21 protein-coding genes are annotated in these 22,507 nt (G+C 71.8%); 13 read left to right on the top strand and 8 right to left on the bottom strand.

All coding sequences use genetic code 11. The annotated features are described in order from the left end of the window. Positions 1–686: 686 nt before the first annotated feature. Positions 687–1,130, bottom strand: a complete 444-nt coding sequence (locus ACZ7LK_RS18255) for an SRPBCC family protein (protein WP_471141843.1) — start codon at positions 1,128–1,130, stop codon at positions 687–689. A 141-nt stretch (positions 1,131–1,271) separates the two neighbouring features. On the opposite strand from ACZ7LK_RS18255, the gene ACZ7LK_RS18260 reads away from it, so the two are divergent. The 4 genes from ACZ7LK_RS18260 (at position 1,272) to ACZ7LK_RS18275 (ending at position 5,011) form a co-directional block, all read left to right on the top strand. Then, positions 1,272–2,324, top strand: a complete 1,053-nt coding sequence (locus ACZ7LK_RS18260; protein ID WP_471141845.1) for an Rv2578c family radical SAM protein — start codon at positions 1,272–1,274, stop codon at positions 2,322–2,324. A gap of 108 nt (positions 2,325–2,432) precedes the next feature. After that, positions 2,433–4,025: an alpha/beta hydrolase gene (locus ACZ7LK_RS18265; protein WP_392274052.1), complete on the top strand. Its 1,593-nt coding sequence runs from the start codon at positions 2,433–2,435 to the stop codon at positions 4,023–4,025. 30 nt (positions 4,026–4,055) lie between these two features. Beyond that, on the top strand, positions 4,056–4,469 hold the full coding sequence (locus ACZ7LK_RS18270) for a RidA family protein (RefSeq protein WP_392274053.1): 414 nt from the start codon (positions 4,056–4,058) through the stop codon (positions 4,467–4,469). Continuing rightward, positions 4,466–5,011 (top strand): GNAT family N-acetyltransferase, encoded by a 546-nt coding sequence (locus tag ACZ7LK_RS18275; RefSeq protein WP_471141850.1) that lies wholly within the window; start codon positions 4,466–4,468, stop codon positions 5,009–5,011. Before ACZ7LK_RS18270 ends, ACZ7LK_RS18275 begins: the two co-directional genes overlap by 4 nt. 4 nt (positions 5,012–5,015) lie before the next feature. Here the strand turns inward: ACZ7LK_RS18275 and ACZ7LK_RS18280 are convergent, their stop codons facing one another. Continuing rightward, positions 5,016–5,627 carry an adenylosuccinate lyase gene (locus tag ACZ7LK_RS18280; RefSeq protein WP_471141853.1) on the bottom strand — a complete coding sequence of 204 codons (612 nt, stop codon included), beginning with the start codon at positions 5,625–5,627 and terminating at the stop codon, positions 5,016–5,018. A gap of 402 nt (positions 5,628–6,029) precedes the next feature. On the opposite strand from ACZ7LK_RS18280, the gene ACZ7LK_RS18285 reads away from it, so the two are divergent. From ACZ7LK_RS18285 to pssA, 9 genes are all read left to right on the top strand, one after another. Further along, positions 6,030–7,811 carry a 3-hydroxyacyl-CoA dehydrogenase family protein gene (locus ACZ7LK_RS18285; RefSeq protein WP_392274056.1) on the top strand — a complete coding sequence of 594 codons (1,782 nt, stop codon included), beginning with the start codon at positions 6,030–6,032 and terminating at the stop codon, positions 7,809–7,811. 103 nt (positions 7,812–7,914) lie between these two features. Further along, a complete protein-coding gene (locus ACZ7LK_RS18290; protein WP_392274057.1) occupies positions 7,915–8,745 on the top strand; it encodes a TetR family transcriptional regulator in 831 nt (276 codons plus the stop codon). Positions 8,746–9,226: 481 nt separating this feature from the next. After that, positions 9,227–10,564 carry a crotonyl-CoA carboxylase/reductase gene (gene ccrA, locus ACZ7LK_RS18295; RefSeq protein WP_392274058.1) on the top strand — a complete coding sequence of 446 codons (1,338 nt, stop codon included), beginning with the start codon at positions 9,227–9,229 and terminating at the stop codon, positions 10,562–10,564. Then, positions 10,564–12,585: a protein meaA gene (locus ACZ7LK_RS18300; protein ID WP_469461540.1), complete on the top strand. Its 2,022-nt coding sequence runs from the start codon at positions 10,564–10,566 to the stop codon at positions 12,583–12,585. Before ccrA ends, ACZ7LK_RS18300 begins: the two co-directional genes overlap by 1 nt. After that, complete coding sequence (locus ACZ7LK_RS18305; RefSeq protein WP_392274060.1) at positions 12,582–13,544, top strand: HpcH/HpaI aldolase/citrate lyase family protein; 963 nt, start codon at positions 12,582–12,584, stop codon at positions 13,542–13,544. The genes ACZ7LK_RS18300 and ACZ7LK_RS18305 overlap by 4 nt, the downstream gene beginning before the upstream one ends. A 5-nt stretch (positions 13,545–13,549) precedes the next feature. Next, positions 13,550–14,062: a MaoC family dehydratase gene (locus tag ACZ7LK_RS18310; RefSeq protein ID WP_471141858.1), complete on the top strand. Its 513-nt coding sequence runs from the start codon at positions 13,550–13,552 to the stop codon at positions 14,060–14,062. A 2-nt stretch (positions 14,063–14,064) separates the two neighbouring features. Further along, entirely contained in the window at positions 14,065–15,279 is a 1,215-nt protein-coding gene (locus tag ACZ7LK_RS18315) for an acyl-CoA dehydrogenase family protein (RefSeq protein ID WP_392274061.1), read from the top strand. Between the two features lie 167 nt (positions 15,280–15,446). After that, positions 15,447–16,103 carry a phosphatidylserine decarboxylase gene (locus ACZ7LK_RS18320; RefSeq protein WP_392274062.1) on the top strand — a complete coding sequence of 219 codons (657 nt, stop codon included), beginning with the start codon at positions 15,447–15,449 and terminating at the stop codon, positions 16,101–16,103. Further along, positions 16,096–16,959 carry a CDP-diacylglycerol--serine O-phosphatidyltransferase gene (gene pssA / locus ACZ7LK_RS18325; RefSeq protein WP_392274063.1) on the top strand — a complete coding sequence of 288 codons (864 nt, stop codon included), beginning with the start codon at positions 16,096–16,098 and terminating at the stop codon, positions 16,957–16,959. The genes ACZ7LK_RS18320 and pssA overlap by 8 nt, the downstream gene beginning before the upstream one ends. An 80-nt stretch (positions 16,960–17,039) precedes the next feature. On the opposite strand, the gene ACZ7LK_RS18330 is transcribed toward pssA, so the two are convergent. From ACZ7LK_RS18330 to ACZ7LK_RS18355, 6 genes are read right to left on the bottom strand one after another with little or no spacing between them, the layout of a single operon-like run. After that, positions 17,040–17,591, bottom strand: a complete 552-nt coding sequence (locus ACZ7LK_RS18330; RefSeq protein ID WP_471141864.1) for a GNAT family N-acetyltransferase — start codon at positions 17,589–17,591, stop codon at positions 17,040–17,042. A gap of 54 nt (positions 17,592–17,645) precedes the next feature. Continuing rightward, positions 17,646–18,917 (bottom strand): ABC transporter substrate-binding protein, encoded by a 1,272-nt coding sequence (locus ACZ7LK_RS18335; protein ID WP_469461536.1) that lies wholly within the window; start codon positions 18,915–18,917, stop codon positions 17,646–17,648. Further along, positions 18,914–19,984, bottom strand: a complete 1,071-nt coding sequence (locus ACZ7LK_RS18340; RefSeq protein WP_392274066.1) for a branched-chain amino acid ABC transporter permease — start codon at positions 19,982–19,984, stop codon at positions 18,914–18,916. Before ACZ7LK_RS18340 ends, ACZ7LK_RS18335 begins: the two co-directional genes overlap by 4 nt. Next, positions 19,977–20,867, bottom strand: coding sequence for a branched-chain amino acid ABC transporter permease (locus ACZ7LK_RS18345; protein WP_392274067.1), 891 nt, complete (start codon positions 20,865–20,867; stop codon positions 19,977–19,979). Before ACZ7LK_RS18345 ends, ACZ7LK_RS18340 begins: the two co-directional genes overlap by 8 nt. Further along, positions 20,864–21,634, bottom strand: coding sequence for an ABC transporter ATP-binding protein (locus ACZ7LK_RS18350; protein ID WP_392274068.1), 771 nt, complete (start codon positions 21,632–21,634; stop codon positions 20,864–20,866). Before ACZ7LK_RS18350 ends, ACZ7LK_RS18345 begins: the two co-directional genes overlap by 4 nt. After that, positions 21,631–22,428 (bottom strand): ABC transporter ATP-binding protein, encoded by a 798-nt coding sequence (locus ACZ7LK_RS18355; RefSeq protein ID WP_469461533.1) that lies wholly within the window; start codon positions 22,426–22,428, stop codon positions 21,631–21,633. The genes ACZ7LK_RS18350 and ACZ7LK_RS18355 overlap by 4 nt, the downstream gene beginning before the upstream one ends. Positions 22,429–22,507: the final 79 nt, after the last annotated feature.

The raw sequence follows: 22,507 nt of genomic DNA on the forward strand, positions 1-22,507 counted from the left end.
GTCCGTCCCGGGGACCGCTCCCCGGCCCGGCCCGGGAGCGCCCTCCTGGTGGAGCCCCGCGCCACCGCCGGGTTCCCCATCGCCCGGTCCCGCACCATCGGGCCCTACGCCGCCCGGCCCCAGGGAAACCGGCCCCATGACGCCCGGCCGGGCAGCCGTACGGCCCGTGGCGCCGGACGCGGAGACGCCGTGCGCCGGAACACCGGGACCGGACGCGGCGACGTCGTACGCCGGGACACCGGAACCGGACGCCTCTCCCCCGGCCGCTCCGCTCCCGAACCCCTCACCGCCCGAGGCGGGCCGGCCGGCCCGTCCGGGGCTCACCGGCCCCGGGCCGGCGGCGGGGTCCGGGGGCGGGCCGGCCGCCGCGTTCCGCCAGGTGGCCGGGCCGGACCGGCCGCGGGCGGGTGGTGTGGTGTAGCCGTCGTTCGCCAGCGTGTTCCCACCCACGAACCTGCTCCCCTCGGTCGCGCCAACGCGGGGCGCCATTCTTCGCATTGCGCGCCGAGGGGGAGCAAGCGGGGCAATGCGAGGTCACGAGGGTGGGCGCCCGTTGCGCGCCGGGGCGCCCCGGCGCTCACCAGCGGCTTTTCCGTGGCCTACGGTGCGCCGGGCCGCCCTCACGCGCCGGGGAGCCGACGGGAAGACCACCCGAACCAGTGACCATGGCCGGGCGGCCGCGGGTCCTACTTCTCGACCTCGGCGGCGAGGTTGGCGAGCATCTGGTCGTAGATGCGGCCGAGCCCCTTGGGCGCGAAGGTCTTCTCGAAGAACCCGCCGATGCCGCCCGCCCCGTTCCACACGGTGGTGACGACGGCCTTGGAGCGGCCCTCACCGGCCGGGGTGACCGTCCAGGTGGTGACCATGGACGAGTTGCGGTCCTTCTCGACGAGCCGGCCGTCGGTCGGCTCGGTGACCTCCAGCAGGCAGTCGCGGATGCGCTTGCTGGTGGCCTGGAGCTTCCAGTGGACGAGGGTGCCCTCGCCGTCGCCGCCCTCCCGGACCTTGTACTCGCTGAAGTGCTCGGGCAGCAGCTTCTCGCGGGTCTCCTTGTAATCGGCCAGCGCGTCGAACACCGTCTCCGCGTCCGCCGCGATGACCCGCTCCGTCGTGGCCTCGACCTGCGCCATGCCATGTCCTCCAGCACTCGTTCCTAAGGGGGCACCAGCCAACCACTTGCGCCGTGACCGCCCAAATCCGCGGGAGTGGCCCGAGGCGATCATGGGAACACTTGTTCTATTGTGTGGGCGAGTACTACCGAGGAGGCGTCCATGCGCTGGGACAACCTGAGCGACCGGCCCGCCGGGGCCACCAGGGACACCGTGCTGTTCGGTACGGACGCCGTGACCACGCGAACGTTCGACACCCCCGAGTTCCGCGGGATCACCTTCCACGAGGTGCGCGCCCGCACCGCCCTGAACCGGGTCCCGGGTGCGTCGCGCATGCCGTTCGAATGGACCGTCAACCCCTACCGGGGCTGCACGCACGCGTGCGTCTACTGCTTCGCCCGCAAGACCCACAGCTACCTGGACCTCGACACCGGCCTGGACTTCGACTCCCAGATCGTCGTCAAGACCAACGCGCCGGAGCTGCTGCGCCGGCAGCTCGCGTCGCCGCGCTGGCAGGGCGCCCACATCGCCATGGGGACGAACGTCGACTGCTACCAGCGCGCCGAGGGCCGCTACCGGCTGATGCCGGGCATCATCGCCGCGCTGCGCGACCACGCCAACCCGTTCTCCATCCTGACCAAGGGGACGCTGATCCTCCGGGACCTCGACCTGCTGGTGCAGGCGGCCGAGGTGACCGACGTCGGCATCTCCGTCTCGGTGGGCTTCACCGACCGCGAGCTGTGGCGGACCGTCGAACCGGGCACCCCGTCCCCGGAGCGCCGCCTCGACGTCGTCCGGACCCTGACCGACCACGGCATCGGCTGCGGGGTGCTCATGGCCCCGGTGATCCCGTTCCTCGGCGACCACCCCGACCAGTTGCGCGCCACCGTGCGTGCCGTCGCGGCCTCCGGGGCGACGTCGGTGACCCCGCTCGTGCTGCACCTGCGGCCGGGGGCGCGCGAATGGTTCATGGCCTGGCTGGGCCGGCACCACCCCCACCTGGTGCGGCGCTACGAGCGGTTGTACGCGGAGGGCGCCTACGCCCCGAAGTGGTACCAGCGCCGGATCACCCGTCAGGTGCACGAGCTGGCCGACGAGTTCGGCATGGGACCCGCCCGGCGGGGAACGCCCCGCCGTGTTCCGGCGCCGCCCGTACCGCCGGAGCACCGCCCCACCGGCCCGGGCTCCGGCCCCGAACAGCTCACCCTCCTCTGATCGGGTCAAGTCTCACCCGTACGTGCCCCACCCGGCCGGATTGCGGGGACGATCCGCCGAGGGCCCCCGCGCCCTCGCCGCCATCGTTCCGCTCGCTCGGGAGGCCGTATGCAGAAACGCGCAGGAGTGCTGATCGCCACCGGGGCGCTGGTGGCGGGCGCGGTCGCCGCCGCCCCGTCGGCGGCGCGGCCGGCCGTGCGGGACCCGGCCGCCGCTCTCGTGTGGAAGGCGTGCGCCACCAAGGCGTACCCCAGCCTCCAGTGCGCGACCGTGCGGGTGCCGCTGGACCACGACGATCCGGACGGCGAGCGGATCACCCTCGCGCTCTCCCGGGTCCCGCACACCGCCAAGGCCTTCCAGGGTCCCCTCCTCGTCAACCCGGGCGGTCCGGGCGCCGGCGGGCGCTCGATGGCCGGGTTCGTCGCGGCGTCGCTGCCGGAGCGGGTGGCGGCGCAGTACGACGTCATCGGCTTCGACCCGCGGGGCGTCGGGGCGAGCCGGCCCGCCCTCGACTGCAAGCCGGGCCACTTCACCCCCGTACGGCCGGACTCCGTCCCCCGCGACCAGCGGGACGAGCGGGTCAATCTGGCCAGGGCCGCGTCGTTCGCCAAGGCCTGCGGCGACAAGTACGGCGGCCTGCTGCGGCACATGAGCACGGTGAGCGCCGCCCGGGACCTGGACGCCATCCGCCGGGCGCTGGGCGCCCGGCGGATCAACTACTTCGGCTACTCGTACGGGACCTACCTCGGCGCCGTCTACGCCAAGCTGTTCCCGCACCGGGTGCGGCGGGTGGTGCTGGACTCGGTGGTCGACCCGAACGGCGTCTGGTACCGGCTCAACCTGGAGCAGGACCTGGCCTTCGACGCCCGCCACAAGGCCTTCATGGCCTGGGTGGCCAAGCACCACCGGACGTACCGGCTGGGGACCGGCCCGGCGGAGGTCGAGGCGCGCTGGTACGCGATGCGCGAGGCGCTGCGGAAGAAGCCGGCGGGCCACAAGGTCGGTCCGGCCGAGCTGGAGGACACCTTCCTTCCCGGCGGGTACTTCAACGGCTTCTGGCCCACGCTCGCCGGGGCGTTCTCGGCGTACGTGAACGACCGGGACGCAAAACCCCTGGTCGCGGCCCACCGGACGCTGGCGGCGTCCGACGCGGCGGACGACAACAGCTACTCGGTCTACGCGGCCGTCCAGTGCCGCGACGCGCCCTGGCCGAGGGACTGGGGGACCTGGCACCGGGACAACTGGACGGTCTACGGCAAGGCCCCCTTCTCCACCTGGAACAACGCCTGGTACAACGCGCCGTGCGCCTTCTGGCCGGTCCCGTCGGCGGCGGCGCCGGACCTGGCGAACGACGCGGTGCCGCCGGTGCTGCTGTTCCAGGCGACGGAGGACGCGGCCACCCCGTACGAGGGCGGCGTCGCCGTCCACCGCAAGCTGCGGGACTCCCGCCTGGTGGTCGAGCGCGGCGGCGGCAACCATGCGGTCACCCTGGGCGGCAACGCCTGCCTGGACGCGCATCTGGTGCGCTACCTGGAGACGGGTGCGCTCCCGCGGGGCGGCGGGCAGAGCGAGGCGGACGCGGTCTGCCCGGCGGTGCCCGACCCGCGGCCGGCCGGGACGGCGGGTGGAGCGGGGGCGGCGGCCCGGGTCGGCGGAATCGCGCTGCACGGGCTGCTGGGTCACGGGGGGACCCGGCACTGACTGTCAGTGGCGTGCGCGAGGATGAGGCGCATGAGCAACCACCTCACCCACGTACACGCCCCGGACGGGGTCGCCCCCGGTTCCGGTTACAGCCATGTCGTCTGGGGCAGCGGCCGGTTCATCGCTATATCCGGCCAGTGCGCCTTCGACGCGGACGGCTCCGTGGTCGGTGAGGGGGACGCCGGTGCCCAGGCCCGCCAGGTCTTCCGCAACCTGCGGCGTTGCCTGGCCGCGGCGGGCGCCGGCTTCGACGACGTACTGAAGCTGACGTACTACGTCACGGACGTGGCGCACCTGCCGGCGGTGCGGGCCGCCCGGGACGAGGTGATCGACACCGCGCGGCCGCCGGCCAGTTCGGCGGTGCAGGTGGCGTCGCTGGTCCGGCCCGAGCTGCTGGTCGAGATCGAGGCGTTCGCGGTCCTCCCGGAGGGCCCCCGGCCGTGACGGACGCCGTGCGCGTGCGGGAGATGACGGAGGCCGACTGCGAGGCCGTCGCCGAGGTGCGGGTGCGCGGCTGGCGGTTCGCCTACGACGGCCTGCTGCCGGCGTGGTACCTGAGGGCGATGAGCGTCGAGGCGGACGCGGAGACCCGGCGCCGGCACTTCGCCCGGGACGCGGCCCGCCACGTCAACCTCGTCGCGGAGCGCGCCGGTGAGGTGGTCGGCTGGGCCTGCTACGGGCCGTACCGGACCGGGCAGGGCGGGACCGGCGGGCAGAGGACGACGGGTGAGGGGGAGCTGTACGCGCTGTACGCCCGGCCGGACCAGGTCGCGACCGGGGTGGGGCGTGCGCTGATGACCGAGGTGGTGGCCCGCGCGGCGGCCGACGGTTACCCGGTGCTGCGGCTCTGGGTGCTGCGGGACAACACCCGGGCGCGGCGCTTCTACGAGCGGGCCGGTTTCGTGCCGGACGGCCTGGAGGAGCCGTGGCACGTGGCGGGCGTCACGCTCTCCGAGGTGCGCTGCACCCGGCGCCCGGCCGCCTGACGGTTCAGCCGGGCGGCGCCGGGGCCGGCGCCAGCCGTGCCAGGGCCGCCGCGGCCGCCCGGGCGAGGCGCGGGTGGGCGAGGGCGGCCTCCAGGACCGGGCGGGCCCGGGGGTCGCCCAGGGCGCCGAGCCCTTCCGCGCAGGCCACGCCGACCCGCCAGTGCGGGTCGCCCACCGCCAGGCGCCGCTCCAGGACGGTGACCAGCGCCGGGACGGACTCCGGGGCGCGCAGTTCGGCGAGCAGGCGGACCGGCATCAGGGCGTAGGCGACGCGCAGCTCGTTGGTGGCGAGCGCCGCCGCTGCCCTCGGTGTGCGCGGGTCGCCCAGCCGGGCCAGGGCGTGGGCGGCGGAGACGCAGCGCTCGGGGTCACGGTGGTTCAGCAGCAGGACCAGCGCCTCGAAGGCGCGCCGGTCTCCGGCGAGCCCGAGCCGGAAGGCGGCGGTCTCCCTGGCCCACAGCTCCTGCCCGGGCCGGGTGAGCACGCCCGCCAGTTCCTCCGCGTCCCGGGTGGTGACCAGCCGCTCGAAGGCGGCCGCTCCCCCGGCCTCCCCGCGCAACCGGTGCACGAGCGACCGGAACTCCTCGTCCGCCTCCGTGCCGCGCCGTCCGCCCATGGCACCCGCCCCCTCCATGCCCTCACCCGACCCCGCCGCGCGGCCCGCCCCCGCACGGCGGGCACCGGCCACCGCCAGTATCCGGTCCGGGCGCGATCCACATCACACGTTCCACCCACTTCCCAGGACTGGCGCGCTCGTTACCCGCCGGTTAACCTCAGGTGAGCGGGTCACATCCCGCACTTCTCACGGCGGCCTGGTGACGCAGCCGCCGCGAGTGCCTTGTCGGTTCGGCACTTATACGGCGTGACTCCGGGACAGAGTCGGCCGGTTCTCCTCCACCGCGACAGCACGGCCGCGCAGCACGCCTGCGCGCGATCCGCTCGCACCGCGTACACCGCCTTCCGGTCGTACCCCCGCGCGCGCCCCTCATCAGTCGTCACTCATCCCTGGAGTCCCGTGATGGACACCCCTCTCTCCACCATCGCCGTCGTCGGTCTCGGCACGATGGGCACCGGCATCGCCGAGGTCCTGGCCCGGGCCGGGCGCGAGGTCATCGGCATCGACATCAGCGAGGCCGCCGCCGCCCGCGCGTCCACCGCCCTGGAGGCCGCCACCGCCCGTTCCGTGGCGCGGGAGCGGATCACCGAGAAGGAGCGGCGCGACATCCTCGCCCGTTTCCGTACCTTCTCCGACCTCCAGGCCGCGGCCGAGGCCGACCTGGTCATCGAGGTCGTGCCCGAGTCGTACGAGGTCAAGCAGCAGGTCTTCCGCGCGCTGGACGGGATCGTCCGCCCGGAGGCGATCCTGGCCACCGGCACCAACGCCCTGTCGGTGACCCGGCTGGCCGCCGACTCGGCGCGTCCCGAGCGCGTCCTCGGTCTGCACTTCTTCAACCCGGCGCCGGCGATGAAGCTCGTCGAGGTGGTCTCCTCGGTGCTGACCTCCCCGCAGGCCGTCGCCGCCGTCACCGACCTCGCGCAGGCGCTCGGCAAGGAGCCGGTCGCGGTCGGTGACCGGCCCGGTTTCGTCGCGGACGGCCTGCTCTTCGGCTACCTGAACCAGGCCGCCGCGATGTACGAGGCGAAGTACGCCTCCCGCGAGGACATCGACGCCGCGATGAGGCTGGGCTGCGGCCTGCCGATGGGCCCGCTCGCGCTGCTGGACCTGATCGGCATCGACACCGCCCGCACCGTCCTGGACGCGATGTACACCGAGTCCCGTGACCGGCTGCACGCGCCCGCGCCGATCCTGAAGCAGCTCAGCGAGGCGGGGCTGACCGGCCGCAAGTCGGGGCGGGGCTTCTACACCTACGAGGCGCCGGGCAGCGGCACGGTCGTGCGGGACGCGCTGACCCCGCTGGAGGCGGCCGCCACGGGCGCGTCCCGGGAGGTCCGCTCGGTGGGTGTGGCCGGTTCGGGCACCATGGCGAGCGGCATCGCGGAGGTGTTCGCGAAGGCCGGGTACGACGTGGTCCTCGCGGCCCGCTCGCCGGAGAAGGCGGAGACGGCCAAGGCGCGGATCGCGAAGTCCCTGGCGCGCTCGGTCGACAAGGGCCGGATGACCGCCGAGGCGCGCGACGAGGCACTGGCCCGGGTGACGCCCGCCGGTTCCCTGGACGCGTTCGCCGAGGTCGACCTGGCGGTCGAGGCGGTCGCCGAGGACCTGGAGGTCAAGCAGCAGCTCTTCGCGACCCTGGACAAGGTCTGCAAGCCGGGCGCGGTGCTGGCCACCACGACCTCGTCGCTGCCCGTCGTCGCCTGCGCCCGGGCCACCTCGCGCCCGCAGGACGTGATCGGGATGCACTTCTTCAACCCGGCCCCCGCCATGAAGCTGGTGGAGATCGTCCGTACGGTGCTGACGGCGGACGACGTCCACGCCACCGTCCGCGAGGTCACCGCGAAGATCCGCAAGCACCCGGTGGACTGCGGCGACCGGGCCGGTTTCATCGTGAACGCGCTGCTGTTCCCGTACCTGAACAACGCGATCAAGATGGTCGAGCAGCACTACGCCTCGCTCGACGACATCGACGCCGCGATGAAGCTGGGCGGCGGGTACCCGATGGGGCCGTTCGAGCTCCTCGACGTGGTCGGGCTGGACGTCTCGCTGGCCATCGAGCGGGTCCTGCACCGCGAGTTCCGCGACCCGGGCCTGGCGCCGGCGCCCCTCCTGGAGCACTTGGTGGCGGCGGGCTGCCTGGGCCGGAAGACGGGACGTGGCTTCCGCGAATATGCCCGGCGCTGAGCCGTACGGGGAGTGGGGCGGGTTGCTCGACCGGGCCGGCGGCCCGGCGGGCGACCCCGCCCCACAGGCGCGGTCTCCTGCACGGATGCAGTACGTTCAGGTCATGTCCCAGCCCGCTGACCCCGCCCGACGGCCCCCCCGTGCCACCGCCACGCCCGACGCCCCCGAGAGTTCCGCGGGCAGCCGCGCCGCCGCGCAGCGGCTCAAGATGCGCCGCGAGCTGGCGGCAGCGGCCATGGAACTGTTCGCCACCAAGGGGTACGAAGCGACGACGGTCGACGAGATCGCGGCCGCGGCCGGGGTCGCCCGGCGCACCTTCTTCCGCCACTTCCGCTCCAAGGAGGAGGCGATCTTCCCGGACCACGACGACACCCTGGTGCGGGCGGAGGCGGTGCTGAACGCGGCGCCGGCGCACGAGCACCCGCTCGACACGGTCTGCCGGGGCATCAAGGAAGTCATGAAGATGTACGCGGCCTCGCCGGCGGTCTCGGTGGAGCGCTATCGCCTCACCCGCGAGGTGCCGACGCTGCGGGAGCGGGAGATCGCCTCGGTGGCCCGTTACGAGCGGCTGTTCACCCGCTACCTGCTGGGCCACTTCGACGAGCGCGACCACCACGACGGCAATGACGACCCGCTGCTGGCCGAGGTGGCCGCGTCGGCGGTCGTCACGGCGCACAACCACGTGCTGCGGCGCTGGCTGCGGGCGGGCGGGCAGGGGGACGTGGAGGCCCAGCTGGACCACGCCTTCGCGATCGTCCGGGACACCTTCGGCACGGGGATAGGCGCGGGGCGCGCCGCCGGTGCGACGGCCCCCTCCAAGTCCCCCGCCGTGGCGGCGAGCACCTCCGGTGACGTGCTGGTCACGGTGGCCCGTACGGACGCGCCGCTGGACGAGATCATGCGAACCATCGAACGGACCCTCAAGGCCCGCTGACCCCGCGGACACCGCCGGCCCGGAGCCCCGCCGGCCCCCGCCCGGCGCGGCGGCGCCCGCGCCCGTCGCCACCGCCCGTCGACGCCCGCCGACCTGACGAATTCGCCAGCGATTCGCCGGGATCGGCGGGCGTTTCGTCGTGTTCGGGGGTCTACTCGATCGATCATCGCTCATGTGTGAACGGCGGATTGCATCTGAGAAAAATTGTTGGCACTCAGTGCCTTGCGGCCTGACACGCGGTGTCATACGTTGATGTCGTCCGGGCGGCCGGCGTGCAGAGACATCTCGTACGCCGGCTGTCCCCGCAAGGCCGATCGCGCCGCGCGCGCCCGGACGCCTGCGTCACAGGCAACCCCCGCGCTCCACCCAGCGCTGCCAGCACCACCCGGCCGAACCGACGGCACACCTCCACACCAGCAGCACTTCCCCGACGTTCCCCTCAACGTCTGCCCTGAAGACGTATTTCGCCGGAGGCAACACCGTGAAGGAAATCCTGGACGCGATTCAGTCGTCGGACACCACGTCCGCGGACTTCGCCGCCCTGCCGCTCCCCGAGTCCTACCGCGCGGTCACCGTGCACAAGGACGAGACCGAGATGTTCGCCGGTCTCACCACGCGCGAGAAGGACCCGCGCAAGTCGCTGCACCTCGACGAGGTGGCGCTGCCCGAGCTGGGCCCGGGCGAGGCGCTGGTGGCCGTGATGGCGTCCTCGGTCAACTACAACTCCGTGTGGACCTCGATCTTCGAGCCGGTCTCGACCTTCAGCTTCCTGGAGCGGTACGGCAAGCTCTCCGAGCTCACCAAGCGCCACGACCTGCCGTACCACATCATCGGCTCCGACCTGGCGGGCGTCGTCCTGCGCACCGGCCCGGGCGTCAACGCCTGGCAGCCCGGCGACGAGGTCGTCGCGCACTGCCTGTCGGTCGAGCTGGAGTCCTCCGACGGCCACAACGACACGATGCTCGACCCCGAGCAGCGCATCTGGGGCTTCGAGACCAACTTCGGCGGCCTGGCGGAGATCGCGCTCGTCAAGTCCAACCAGCTCATGCCGAAGCCGGACCACCTGAGCTGGGAGGAGGCGGCGGCCCCCGGCCTGGTGAACTCCACCGCGTACCGCCAGCTCGTCTCCCGCAACGGCGCCGGCATGAAGCAGGGCGACAACGTGCTCATCTGGGGCGCGAGCGGCGGCCTCGGCTCCTACGCGACGCAGTTCGCCCTGGCCGGCGGCGCCAACCCGATCTGTGTCGTCTCCAGCGAGCAGAAGGCGGACATCTGCCGGTCCATGGGCGCCGAGGCGATCATCGACCGCAGTGCCGAGGGCTACAAGTTCTGGAAGGACGAGCGGACCCAGGACCCGAAGGAGTGGAAGCGCTTCGGCAAGCGCATCCGCGAGTTCACCGGCGGCGAGGACATCGACATCGTCTTCGAGCACCCGGGCCGTGAGACCTTCGGCGCGAGCGTCTACGTCACCCGCAAGGGCGGCACCATCACCACCTGCGCCTCGACCTCGGGCTACATGCACGAGTACGACAACCGCTACCTGTGGATGTCGCTGAAGCGCATCATCGGCTCGCACTTCGCGAACTACCGCGAGGCGTGGGAGGCCAACCGCCTGATCGCCAAGGGCAAGATCCACCCGACGCTGTCGAAGACGTACGCGCTGGAGGACACCGGCCAGGCCGCGTACGACGTGCACCGCAACCTGCACCAGGGCAAGGTCGGCGTCCTGTGCCTGGCCCCCGAGGAGGGCCTGGGCGTGAAGAACCAGGAGATGCGCGACAAGCACATCGACGCGATCAACCGCTTCCGGAACATCTGATGACCCAGCGGAAGAAGGACCGCCCCTGGCTCATGCGGACGTACGCCGGTCACTCGACCGCCGAGGCGTCCAACGAGCTGTACCGGCGCAACCTCGCCAAGGGCCAGACCGGTCTGTCGGTCGCCTTCGACCTGCCGACGCAGACGGGCTACGACCCGGACCACATCCTCGCCCGCGGCGAGGTGGGCCGGGTCGGGGTCCCCGTCTCGCACCTCGGTGACATGCGCCGGCTGTTCCAGGACATCCCCCTGGAGCAGATGAACACCTCCATGACCATCAACGCCACCGCCATGTGGCTGCTGGCGCTGTACCAGGTGGTCGCGGAGGAGCAGGGCGCGGACATCACCCGGCTCCAGGGGACGACGCAGAACGACATCGTCAAGGAGTACCTGTCGCGCGGGACGCACGTCTTCCCGCCCGGTCCGTCGCTGCGGCTGACCACCGACATGATCACCTACACGGTGAACCACATCCCCAAGTGGAACCCGATCAACATCTGCAGCTACCACCTGCAGGAGGCGGGCGCCACTCCGGTCCAGGAGATCTCGTACGCCATGTCGACGGCCATCGCGGTCCTCGACGCGGTATTCGCCTCCGGACAGGTGCCCGAGGAGCGCAAGGGCGATGTGGTCGCGCGCATCTCCTTCTTCGTGAACGCGGGTGTCCGCTTCGTCGAGGAGATGTGCAAGATGCGGGCCTTCGGCCGCATCTGGGACAAGATCACACGGGAGCGATACGGGATCGAGGACCCCAAGCACCGCCGGTTCCGCTACGGCGTGCAGGTCAACTCCCTCGGCCTCACCGAGGCGCAGCCGGAGAACAACGTCCAGCGCATCGTCCTGGAGATGCTCGCCGTGACGCTGTCGAAGGACGCACGCGCGCGTGCCGTCCAGCTCCCGGCCTGGAACGAGGCCCTCGGCCTCCCCCGGCCGTGGGACCAGCAGTGGTCGCTGCGCATCCAGCAGGTCCTGGCGCACGAGAGCGACCTGCTGGAGTACGAGGACATCTTCGCGGGCTCGCACGTCGTCGAGGCCAAGGTGGACTCCCTGGTCCAGGAGTGCCTGGCGGAGATCGACCGGATCCAGGAGATGGGCGGCGCGATGGCCGCCGTCGAGTCGGGCTACCTCAAGTCGCAGCTCGTGTCCTCGCACGCCGAGCGGCGGGCCCGCATCGAGGCCGGCGAGGAGAAGATCGTCGGCGTCAACATCTTCGAGACGACCGAGCCCAACCCGCTCACCGCGGACCTGGACACCGCCATCATGACGGTGGACCCGGCCAACGAGGCGCGAGTGGTGGCGAAGCTCCACGAGTGGCGGGACAACCGTGACGAGACCCGCGCCCAGGAGGCGCTGGCCCGTCTGAAGGCGACCGCGGCCGGGGACGGGAACCTCTTCGAGTCGACCCTGGAGTGCGCCCGCGCGGGCGTCACCACCGGCGAGTGGTCCTGGGCGCTGCGCGACGTGTTCGGCGAGTTCCGGGCGCCGACGGGCGTCTCGTCCGCGCCGGTCGCCGTCGCCGCCGAGGAGGGCACCCCGCTGGCCGTCGTGCGCGAGAAGGTGGCGCGCACGGCCGAGGAGCTGGGTGCCGGGCGGCTGCGGCTGCTGGTGGGCAAGCCGGGCCTGGACGGGCACTCCAACGGGGCCGAGCAGATCGCGGTGCGCGCGCGTGACGCCGGGTTCGAGGTGGTCTACCAGGGCATCCGGCTGACCCCCGAGCAGATCGTGAACGCCGCGCTGGCGGAGGACGTGCACTGCGTGGGCCTGTCGATCCTGTCCGGTTCGCACGCCGAGCTGGTGCCGGACGTGCTCGCCCGGCTCCGCGAGGCGGGCGCCTCGGACATTCCGGTCATCGTCGGCGGGATCATCCCGAGCGCCGACGCCGCCGAACTGAAGCGCGCGGGTGTGGCCGCCGTCTTCACCCCGAAGGACTTCGGTATCACGGAGATCATCGGCCGTATCGTCGACGAGATCCGTAAAGCCAACAAGCTCAACGCTGTAGAAAGCACGGAGGTCCCCGCATGACGACCGTCAACCGTCTCCGCCCGCGCCGCTCCTGCCTGGCGGTCCCCGGCTCCAACCCGCGCTTCCTGGAGAAGGCCCAGGGCCTGCCGGCCGACCAGGTCTTCCTGGACCTGGAGGACGCGTGCGCGCCGCTGGCCAAGCCCGAGGCGCGGCACACCATCGTGAAGTTCCTCAACGAGGGCGACTGGACGGGCAAGACCCGGGTCGTGCGGGTGAACGACTGGACCACCCAGTGGACGTACCGCGACGTCGTCACCGTCGTCGAGGGCGCGGGTCCGAACCTGGACTGCATCATGCTGCCGAAGGTGCAGACCGCCGAGCAGGTCGTGGCGCTGGACCTGCTGCTGACCCAGATCGAGAAGACGATGGGCTTCGAGGTCGGCCGGATCGGCATCGAGGCGCAGATCGAGAACGCCCAGGGCCTGAACAACGTCAACGCGATCGCCCAGGCCTCGCCGCGCATCGAGACGATCATCTTCGGCCCGGCCGACTTCATGGCGTCGATCAACATGAAGTCGCTGGTCGTCGGCGAGCAGCCGCCCGGCTACCCGGCGGACGCGTACCACTACATCCTGATGAAGATCCTGATGGCGGCCCGCGCCAACGACCTCCAGGCGATCGACGGACCCTACCTCCAGATCAAGAACGTGGACGGCTTCCGCGCGGTCGCGGGCCGTGCCGCCGCGCTCGGCTTCGACGGCAAGTGGGTGCTGCACCCGGGTCAGGTGGACGCCGCCAACGAGGTGTTCTCGCCCTCGCAGGAGGACTTCGACCACGCCGAGCTGATCCTGGACGCGTACGAGTACTACACGTCCGAGGCGGGTGGCAAGAAGGGCTCCGCGATGCTCGGCGACGAGATGATCGACGAGGCCAGCCGCAAGATGGCGCTCGTCATCTCCGGCAAGGGCCGCGCCGCCGGCATGACCCGTACCTCCAAGTTCGAAGCCCCGGAGGCCTGATCACCATGCAGTTCGGACGCGCTTACGAGGAGTTCGAGGTCGGCGCGGTCTACAAGCACTGGCCCGGGAAGACGGTCACCGAGTACGACGACCACCTCTTCTGTCTGCTCACCATGAACCACCACCCCCTCCACATGGACACCAACTATGCGGAGAAGACGACGGACTTCGGCAGGAACGTCGTCGTGGGGAACTACATCTACTCCCTGCTGCTGGGCATGTCCGTGCCGGACGTCTCCGGCAAGGCGATCGCCAACCTGGAGATCGAGTCGCTGCGCCACGTGGCGCCGACCTTCCACGGCGACACCATCTACGGCGAGACCACCGTCCTCGACAAGACCCCCTCGAAGTCGAAGAACGACCGCGGGATCGTGTACGTCGAGACCAAGGGCTACAAGCAGGACGGCACGCTGGTGTGCGTGTTCCGCCGCAAGGTGATGGTCCCGACCGAGACGTACATCAAGGAGCGCGGCGGCGAGCAGCCCGGCCGCCCGGAACTGAAGGCGCAGGAGAAGTAGTCATGGCCCGACTCGCGCAGACCCACGGTCTGACGGACGTCCAGCAGGAGATCCTGTCCACGGTCCGGGACTTCGTCGACAAGGAGATCATCCCGGTCGCGACCGAGCTGGAGCACCGCGACGAGTACCCGCAGGACATCGTCGACGGGCTCAAGGAACTGGGCGTCTTCGGACTGATGATCCCGGAGGAGTACGGGGGTCTGGGCGAGTCCCTGCTCACGTACGCGCTGTGCGTGGAGGAGATCGCGCGCGGCTGGATGTCGGTGTCCGGCATCATCAACACGCACTTCATCGTCGCGTACATGCTCAAGCAGCACGGCACGCAGGAGCAGAAGGACACCTTCCTGCCCCGGATGGCGGCCGGCGAGGTGCGGGGCGCGTTCTCGATGTCGGAGCCGGCGCTCGGCTCGGATGTGTCGGCCATCACGTCCAAGGCGGTCAAGGACGGCGACGAGTACGTCCTGAACGGCCAGAAGATGTGGCTGACGAACGGCGGGACGTCAACGCTCGTCGCCGTTCTCGTCCGAAGTGACGAAGGACTCACTCCCGAAGAAGCAGCCGCCAAGCCCCACAAGTCGATGACGACCTTCCTGGTGGAGAAGGAGCCCGGCTTCGGCGAGGTCCGTCCCGGCCTGACCATCCCCGGGAAGATCGACAAGATGGGTTACAAGGGGGTCGACACCACCGAACTCATCATGGACGGACTGCGCATTCCGGCCAATCGTGTCCTCGGCGGGGTCACCGGCCGAGGGTTTTACCAAATGATGGACGGTGTCGAGGTCGGCCGCGTGAACGTAGCGGCCCGTGGTTGCGGCGTGGCGCAGCGTGCGTTCGAGCTGGGTGTCTCGTATGCCCAGCAACGCCACACTTTCGGCAAGGCGATCGCTCAGCACCAGGCGATCCAGTTCAAGCTGGCCGAAATGGCTACCAAGGTCGAGGCCGCTCATGCGATGATGGTCAACGCAGCACGCAAAAAGGACTCCGGGGAGCGAAACGACCTGGAAGCAGGGATGGCGAAGTACCTCGCCTCCGAATACTGCAAGGAGGTCGTCGAGGACGCCTTCCGTATCCATGGCGGCTACGGGTTCTCGAAGGAGTACGAGATCGAGCGTCTCTACCGGGAGGCGCCGATGCTGCTGATCGGCGAAGGTACCGCCGAGATCCAGAAAATGATCATTGGGCGTCGGTTGCTCGAGGAGTACCGATTCCAGGGGTGATTGTCGCTTTTGAGCCGGTTCGGCCGCGAAGAAGATCACACCCTGTCATCGTCTTCCGGCCGCCGACTCGGCTTCTGGCTTGCCCAGTTGCGGCCCGCAACCGATAGCATCGCCAAAAAGCCGCCGTCCCCCGCACTCGCGCGGCATCACCGCTACGAAGGTCATCCATGCCCCACAGCCAAACCTCTGCACCTCGCGACAGCCTCCTTGGCGTACGTATCGCTCGCGGAGCATCGCCGTGGCTTCTGCCGACCGTCGCCACCGCTGCACTCAGTCTTGCCCGCTCGCGCCGTTCCAAGCGCGCCGCGGCCATCGCTGTGCCCACCACCGCTCTGGCGGCGGGCATGCTGTGGTTCTTCCGCGACCCCGAGCGCGAGATCGCGCCGGGCAGGGTCATCTCGCCCGCGGACGGGGTGGTGCAGAGCATCATGCCGTGGAAGGACGGACGTACCCGGGTCGCCATCTTCATGAGCCCGCTGAACGTCCACGTCAACCGCGCCCCGCTGGCGGGCACGGTGACGTCCGTCGAGCACGTCCCGGGTGGGTTCGTGCCGGCGTTCAACAAGGAGAGCGAGAACAACGAGCGCGTTGTCTGGCACTTCGACACCGAGCTCGGTGACATCGAGATGGTGCAGATCGCGGGTGCGGTCGCCCGCCGCATCGTGCCGTACATCCCCCAGGGGACCAAGGTCGAGCAGGGCGAGCGCATCGGTCTGATCCGCTTCGGATCGCGCGTTGACATCTACCTTCCGGAAGGTGTCGACGTCGCTGTCGAGGTCGGTCAGACCACGACCGCGGGGGTGACTCGAATTGACCGTGATTGATCCTGACACACGCGCCGACTGGGTCGCCGACGCCGAGGTGGACATCGTCGAGGAAGCCGAGGAGATGCCGCTGTCGCTGCGTCTCTCGATAGCGGACACCCTCACGCTGGGTAACGCCACGTGCGGCTTCATGGCGGTGTACTTCACCACCACCGGCATCCTGATCCCGCACCTCACGGGCAGCCAGGAGACCGGCATGGCCCGGCACAGCGCCGCCACGGCGGTCATCCTGATGCTCCTCGCGGCCATCTTCGACCTCTGCGACGGGCTCGTGGCGCGCAAGCTGCGCAGCTCGCCGATGGGCGCGGAGCTGGACAACCTGTCGGACCTGATCAGCTTCGGACTCGCCCCGGCGTACTTCGTCCTGGTGTACGGCATGGTCGCCGACGACGCGCACCAGAAGGTGTCGGCGGTGGCCGCGATCGTGGTGCTGCTGGCGGTGGTGCTGCGGCTCGCCAGATTCAGTTGCGTGACCATGAAGGACGGCATGTTCCAGGGCATGCCGAGCCCCTTCGGAGCGCTGACGGTCGTCTCGATCGTGCTGCTGGAGCTGCCGTTCATCCCGACGCTGCTGGCGATCATCGGTACGGCGTGGCTGATGGTGAGCCGCGTGGAGTACCCGAAGCCGCGGGGCGTCCTCGCGGTGGCGATGCTGAGCTGGATCGTCGGGGCGATGGGCCTGCTGGCGGCCTGGGCGTTCGACGCCCCCGGCGGTCAGCTCCTGCTCCAGACCGGGTGCGCCCTCCAGGTGGTACTGGGCGCCGTGATCCCCCTCTTCGCGACGGCCCGCCGGGTGAACACCTTCCGTGACAACCGGCGCGAGAGCCGGGAGGCGCGGGCGGCACAGCTCCCGTAGGCCTCAGGCCTCGGTGCAGGCATGGATGACGACAAGGGCCCGGGTGCGGGAAACGCACCCGGGCCCTTGTCCATGCGCGATCACGCTCCGCCGAGGAGCTTGTAGTAGTAGGTCGTGGCGTGGGAGGCGCCCGTCGGGGTGAGCGCGTAGTGCGGGATCGTGCCGGCGCGGGTCCAGCCCGCCCGGCGGTACAGGGCCTCGGCCGCGCTGCCCGTCTCGGTGTCCAGCACCAGCAGGGTCAGCCCCTCCCCCGCCGCGGCCTCCTCCGCCGTCGCGAGCAGCCGGGCCCCCAGGCCGCGGCCGCGGGCGTCGCGGTGCACCAGGAGCTTGGCGATCTCACCGCGGTGCGGCTGGTTCGGCATGGCCGCCCGGACGAGGGTGACCACGCCCGCCACCCGGCCGCCGGGACCGTACGCCGCCCAGACGCTCCGTGCACCGGTGGCCGTCTGCTCGGCCGCCCCCCGCCACCAGGCCGCCGCCTCGGCGGGGTCCAGCGGGGCGAGGAAGCCGACGGAGACGCCGCCGTCGACGGCGTCCACGAGCAACGGGGCGAGCCCCTCGGCCGCCAGGTCGTGGACCCGCCGGGCGGTGAGGGGCTCGATCCGGTGGCCGGTGCGGAGGTCTTCGCTCATGCACGGAGCTTCACACGGCGGCGTTACGCCGGGATGACGGGGCCGTCCCCGCGGTCAGCCGCCGGGTGTGAAGGCCTTCGCGGCGTCGGAGACCTGCGGCCCGCGGACCACGCGGGAGCCTCCGGGGGCGGACGCGGCGGGCTGGATGATCGCGCTCTGCCGGGACGAGGGCGCCTGGGGGTCGGAGAAGTCGTGCGTCATGCCGAAGCCCGCGTCGTGGGCGTTCAGCGTCAGCAGCGCCTTGCCGACGCCCTCGCGGGTCAGGTCCTTGTCCGCGCACGCCTTCTTCAGCGCCTCGCCGAAGACCTGGGCGGCCGTCCACCCGGCGACGACGCCGTTGTCGAGGGCGTCCTTCGGATAGGCGGCGCGGTAGTCCGCGACGAGTTTCCTGGCGGCCGGGGTGTCGGCGCCGATCGGCAGGCTGGGCGTGGCCACGTAGTACATGCGTTCCAGCGCCGGGCCCGCCTGGGTGGCCAGCAGTTGCGGGGCGTACGCCGAGTTGTTGCCGATCACCGGGACGGTGAGCTTCACCGCGGCGGCCACGCCGACGAGCGAGGCCGCCTGGCGCGGTCCGGCGCTGACGACGATCGCCTTGACCCCGGCCTGCTTGAGGGCCGCCACCTGCGCCGTCATGTCGTTGTCGGTCGGTTTGATCTTCTGCTCGACGACCGTGAGGCCGGCCTTCCCGGCCGCGTACTTCGCCCCCTTCAGCGCGTTCTCGCCGTAGTCGCCCTCGAAGTAGACGTGGCCGAGCTTGTCGCCCTTGCGCAGACCCTTCTCCTTCAGCAGGAAGTCGACCGCGTTGATGGTCTCGATGTCGTACGTGGAGCCGATCACCCGGATGTGCCGGCTGCCCAGCAGCGACGCCGACCAGGCCTGCGGCAGGACGAGGCCCTTGTCCCGGCCGTCGATGCGCTGCTTGACGGCCGCCACGAAGGGCGAGCCGATGAACTGCGGGAAGCCCAGGACGTCGGGTTCCAGCTCGGTGTAGGCGGCGAGCGCCTTCTGCGGGTCGTAGCCGTGGTCGCGGACCGTGAGCTCCACCGTGCGGCCGCACACGCCGCCGGCGGCGTTGAGCTGCTCGACGTACAGCCGCTGGGCCTGGGTGACGCTCTTGCCGAGGGTGGCGTACACCCCGGTCATGTCGGTGAGGACGCCGAGCCGGATCGTCTTGGCGTCGACGCCGGTGCCGGTCCTCACCCCGTCCGCGCCCTGGCCGCCGGAGTCGTCGCCGGACTTCGCCTTGGAGCTGCAGCCGGCAGCCGCCGTCAGGGCGACGAGCGCGGCGAGGGTGGCGGCGAGCCGCCGGTGTCTGCGCATGGTCATCGTTCCTCCGCTGTGGTACCTGAGGGTTGTGCGGGACGCCGGGCGGCCGACCGGACCAGGCCGCCGGGCAGGAAGAGCACGACGGCCACGACCGCGGCGCCGTACAGGTAGCGCGACGCCTCGCCCGGTGCGATGCCGCCCGTGCCGGGGGCGGACACCAGGGGCAGCGCGTCGCTGTACCGGCCGAGGACCTGCGGCAGCAGGGAGACGAAGACGCCCCCCACCACCGCGCCCGCCACCGAGCCCAGCCCGCCGATGACGATCATGGCGAGGTACTCGAGGGAGAGCAGCATGCCGAAGTACTCCGGCACGGTCCGCTGGAACACCAGCGCCAGCAGGACGCCGGCGAGGCCCGCGTACATCGAGGACAGGACGAACGCGGCGGCGCGGTAGCGGGCCACCGGGATGCCCAGGACGCCCGCCGCCACGCGGTGGTCGCGGATGGCGTTCAGGGCCCGCCCCGGCCGCCCGCGCAGCACCCCGCGGGCGAACAGGGCGGAGGCGAGGAGCAGGGCCAGACCCAGGTACCAGAGCTTCTCGGCGGCGCCGAACGGCACCTGGGCCACCAGCAGCTCGCTGTCGTCGAAGGTGACGCCGAGCAGGCTCAGCGGCGGGACGGCCCGGCCGTTGAAGCCGCCGGTCAGGTCGTGCGCGTTGAACAGCACGTGCTGGCCGATGAAGATCAGCGCCAGGGTGGCGATGCCGAGATACGCCCCGCGCAGCCGGCCCGCGATCGGGCTGAACAGCCCGCCGGCGGCGCCCGCCAGGGCCACGGCGCCCACGGCGGCGAGCCAGCCGGGCAGGCCGAGGCCGGCCAGTCCGTCGCTCCCGTCGCCGGCGAACGCGCAGTAGCCGTAGGCACCGACGGCGAGGAAGAAGGCGTGGCCCATGGAGAGCTGGCCGGTGGCGCCGGTGAGCAGGTTGATGCCGATCGCCCCGACGGCGGCGGCCATGGCGAACAGCCCGGCCTGGAGCCAGAAGCGTTCGAGGTAGAACGGCAGGGCGAGGAGCAGCACCGCGCCGAGGGCCCAGAGGTACGCGCGGGGGCGGGTGAGCGTGTCAGACACGGGCGAGCTCCTTCGTACCGAAGAGCCCGGCGGGGCGGACCAGCAGGACCGCGACCATCACCAGGTAGGGCGCCAGGTCACCGATGCCCCGGCCGAGGAAGGTGAGGTCGCCCTGGTAGCCGGTGGCGAGGGACTCGGTGATCCCGACGAGCAGTCCGCCGACGAGCGCGCCGGTGGTGGAGTCCAGGCCGCCGAGGATCGCGGCGGGAAAGGCCTTGAGCGCGGCGAGGGAGGTGGAGCGTTCCAGGCCCGGGGTCGGGAAGACGGTGAGGAAGAGGGCCGCGACGGCGGCGAGGCCGCCCGCGACGGCCCACGCCCCCAGCGAGACGCGGCCGAGCCGCACCCCCATCAGGGCGGCGGTGGACGGGCTCTCGGCGGCGGCGCGCATCGCGACGCCCCAGGAGGTGAACCGGAAGGCCAGCAGGAACGCGGTGATCAGCAGGGCGGCGGCGAGGAACGCGGCGATGCGCGTCTGCGCCAGGGTGACGGAGCCGATCGTGACGACCGCGTCGCCCCACGGGTCGCCCGGCGAGAGCACGTCGGTGCCGATCCTGCGGGCGAGTTCGGTGGTCAGCAGGATGTCCACGCCGATCGTCACGATGGCGAGCACGCTGTGGTCCCGGCCGCGGTAACGGCGCATGACCAGGAACTCGACGGCCGCGCCCACGAGGGCGGCCCCGGCGACGCCCGCCGCGAGCGCCGGCCAGAAGCCGATGTCGTCGTGCAGGACGGCGGTGACGTACCCGCCCGCGAGGAGCAGGGAGGCGTGGGCGAAGTTGACGACCTCGGTGGCGCGGAAGATGACGACGAAGCCGAGGGCGATGAGGGCGTAGACGGAGCCGAGGGACACTCCGCCCAGGAGGAGTTCGGCGAAGGTGGTCACTCGGGGGTCTCCTGTCCGAGGTAGGCGCGGACGACCGCCGGGTCGTTCTGTACGTCGGCGGGTGTGCCGTCGGCGATGCGGCGGCCGAAGTCGAGGACGGTGACGTGGTCGGCGAGCCGCATCACCACGCCCATGTCGTGTTCGACCAGGACGACGGAGATGCCGAGGCTGTCGCGGACGCCCGCGATGACGGCCGCGGTGCGGCGGCGCTCGTCGCCGGTCATCCCGGCGACGGGTTCGTCGAGCAGCAGCAGCTTCGGCTCCATGCACAGGGCGCGGGCCAGTTCGGCGAGCTTCTGCTGCCCGTACGGGAGGGAGGCCGCCGGGTGGTCCAGCTTGTCGGCGAGGCCCACGAAGTCGGCGATCTCCCGCACCCGGGCGCGGTGGCGGGCCTCCTCGCGCGCGGCGGACGGCAGGCGCAGCCCGGTGGCGAGGAACCCGGCGCGGGTGAGGCGGTGGCGGCCGAGCATCAGCGCCTCGGCGACGGTGGCGTACGGCGGCAGGGCCAGGTTCTGGAAGATCCGGGCGACGCCGAGGGCGGCGATGCGGTGCGGGGGCAGACCGGTCAGTTCCCGGCCGTCGAACCGTACGCTGCCGGAGGTGGCGCGGTAGACGCCGGACAGCACGTTGAAGGTGGTGGACTTGCCGGCGCCGTTGGGGCCGATGACGGCGTGGACGGTGCCGGGGCGGACGGTGAAGCCGACGCCGTCGAGGGCGGTGAGGCCGGCGAAGCGGACGGTGAGGTCGCGTACGTCGAGGGTGGTCACGCGTCCTCCCAGCGGGCCAGGCGGGGCACCTCGGCGGGAGCCGCGTCGGCGGCCGCCTCCTCGTCGACGACGCCGAGGTAGCGGCGGCGCACCTCGTCGGAGGCGGCCAGCTCCTCGGCGGGTCCCTCGGTGGCGACCTCGCCGACTTCCAGGACGTAGGCGTACGAGGCGAGGCGCAGCGCGAGGGCGGCGTTCTGCTCGACGAGCAGGACCGAGGTGCCCTGGGCGTTGATCTCCCGGACGGTGTCGGCGATCCGGGCGGCCATCAGCGGGGCGAGGCCGAGGGACGGTTCGTCCAGCAGCAGCAGGCGGGGGGAGGCCATCAGAGCCCGGCCGACGGCGAGCATCTGCTGTTCGCCGCCGGACAGCAGGCCGGCGTGCTGGCGGGCGCGTTCGGCGAGGACGGGGAACAGCTCGTGGACGCGGCGGAGGGCGGCGGCCCGGCCCGGCCGGGCGGCGGTGAGCGCGCCGGCGCGGAGGTTGTCCTCGACCGTCATCCGGGCGAACACCTCGCGCCCCTCGGGGACGTGGCACACCCCGGCCGCGACGACCCGGTCGGGCGGTACGCCGTGCAGCGGCCGGCCGGCGAAGGTGACCGTGCCGGCGGTGGCGGCGCCGCCGTGGAAGGCGAGTGTGCGCGAAAGGGCGCGCAGCAGCGTGGACTTGCCGGCGCCGTTGCCGCCGAGGACGGCGACGCAGGCGCCTTCCGGTACGTCCAGCGAGACGTCGCGGAGGGCGGTGACGGGCCCGTACCCGGCTGTCAGCCCCCGCACGTGCAGGGCGGCAGCGCTCATGTGTTTCCCCTCGTCCGTCTGTTCGGTGGCGCTCACCCCAGCACCGGTTCCGGCCGCCCGTCCACGCCGCCGCCGGGAA

The organism is Streptomyces sp. NPDC039423, assembly GCF_055598725.1.

Bases quoted from the DNA above. Each gene is read 5' to 3' on its own strand.
- ACZ7LK_RS18315 (WP_392274061.1), top strand. From the start codon at position 14,065: ATGGCCCGACTCGCGCAGACCCACGGTCTGACGGACGTCCAGCAGGAG.
- ACZ7LK_RS18355 (WP_469461533.1), bottom strand. From the start codon at position 22,428: ATGAGCGCTGCCGCCCTGCACGTGCGGGGGCTGACAGCCGGGTACGGG.
- ACZ7LK_RS18330 (WP_471141864.1), bottom strand. From the start codon at position 17,591: ATGAGCGAAGACCTCCGCACCGGCCACCGGATCGAGCCCCTCACCGCC.
- ACZ7LK_RS18300 (WP_469461540.1), top strand. From the start codon at position 10,564: ATGACCCAGCGGAAGAAGGACCGCCCCTGGCTCATGCGGACGTACGCC.
- ACZ7LK_RS18285 (WP_392274056.1), top strand. From the start codon at position 6,030: ATGGACACCCCTCTCTCCACCATCGCCGTCGTCGGTCTCGGCACGATG.
- ACZ7LK_RS18335 (WP_469461536.1), bottom strand. From the start codon at position 18,917: ATGACCATGCGCAGACACCGGCGGCTCGCCGCCACCCTCGCCGCGCTC.
- ACZ7LK_RS18305 (WP_392274060.1), top strand. From the start codon at position 12,582: ATGACGACCGTCAACCGTCTCCGCCCGCGCCGCTCCTGCCTGGCGGTC.
- ACZ7LK_RS18280 (WP_471141853.1), bottom strand. From the start codon at position 5,627: ATGGGCGGACGGCGCGGCACGGAGGCGGACGAGGAGTTCCGGTCGCTC.
- ACZ7LK_RS18270 (WP_392274053.1), top strand. From the start codon at position 4,056: ATGAGCAACCACCTCACCCACGTACACGCCCCGGACGGGGTCGCCCCC.
- ACZ7LK_RS18255 (WP_471141843.1), bottom strand. From the start codon at position 1,130: ATGGCGCAGGTCGAGGCCACGACGGAGCGGGTCATCGCGGCGGACGCG.
- ACZ7LK_RS18260 (WP_471141845.1), top strand. From the start codon at position 1,272: ATGCGCTGGGACAACCTGAGCGACCGGCCCGCCGGGGCCACCAGGGAC.
- ACZ7LK_RS18265 (WP_392274052.1), top strand. From the start codon at position 2,433: ATGCAGAAACGCGCAGGAGTGCTGATCGCCACCGGGGCGCTGGTGGCG.
- ACZ7LK_RS18310 (WP_471141858.1), top strand. From the start codon at position 13,550: ATGCAGTTCGGACGCGCTTACGAGGAGTTCGAGGTCGGCGCGGTCTAC.
- ACZ7LK_RS18320 (WP_392274062.1), top strand. From the start codon at position 15,447: ATGCCCCACAGCCAAACCTCTGCACCTCGCGACAGCCTCCTTGGCGTA.
- ACZ7LK_RS18290 (WP_392274057.1), top strand. From the start codon at position 7,915: ATGTCCCAGCCCGCTGACCCCGCCCGACGGCCCCCCCGTGCCACCGCC.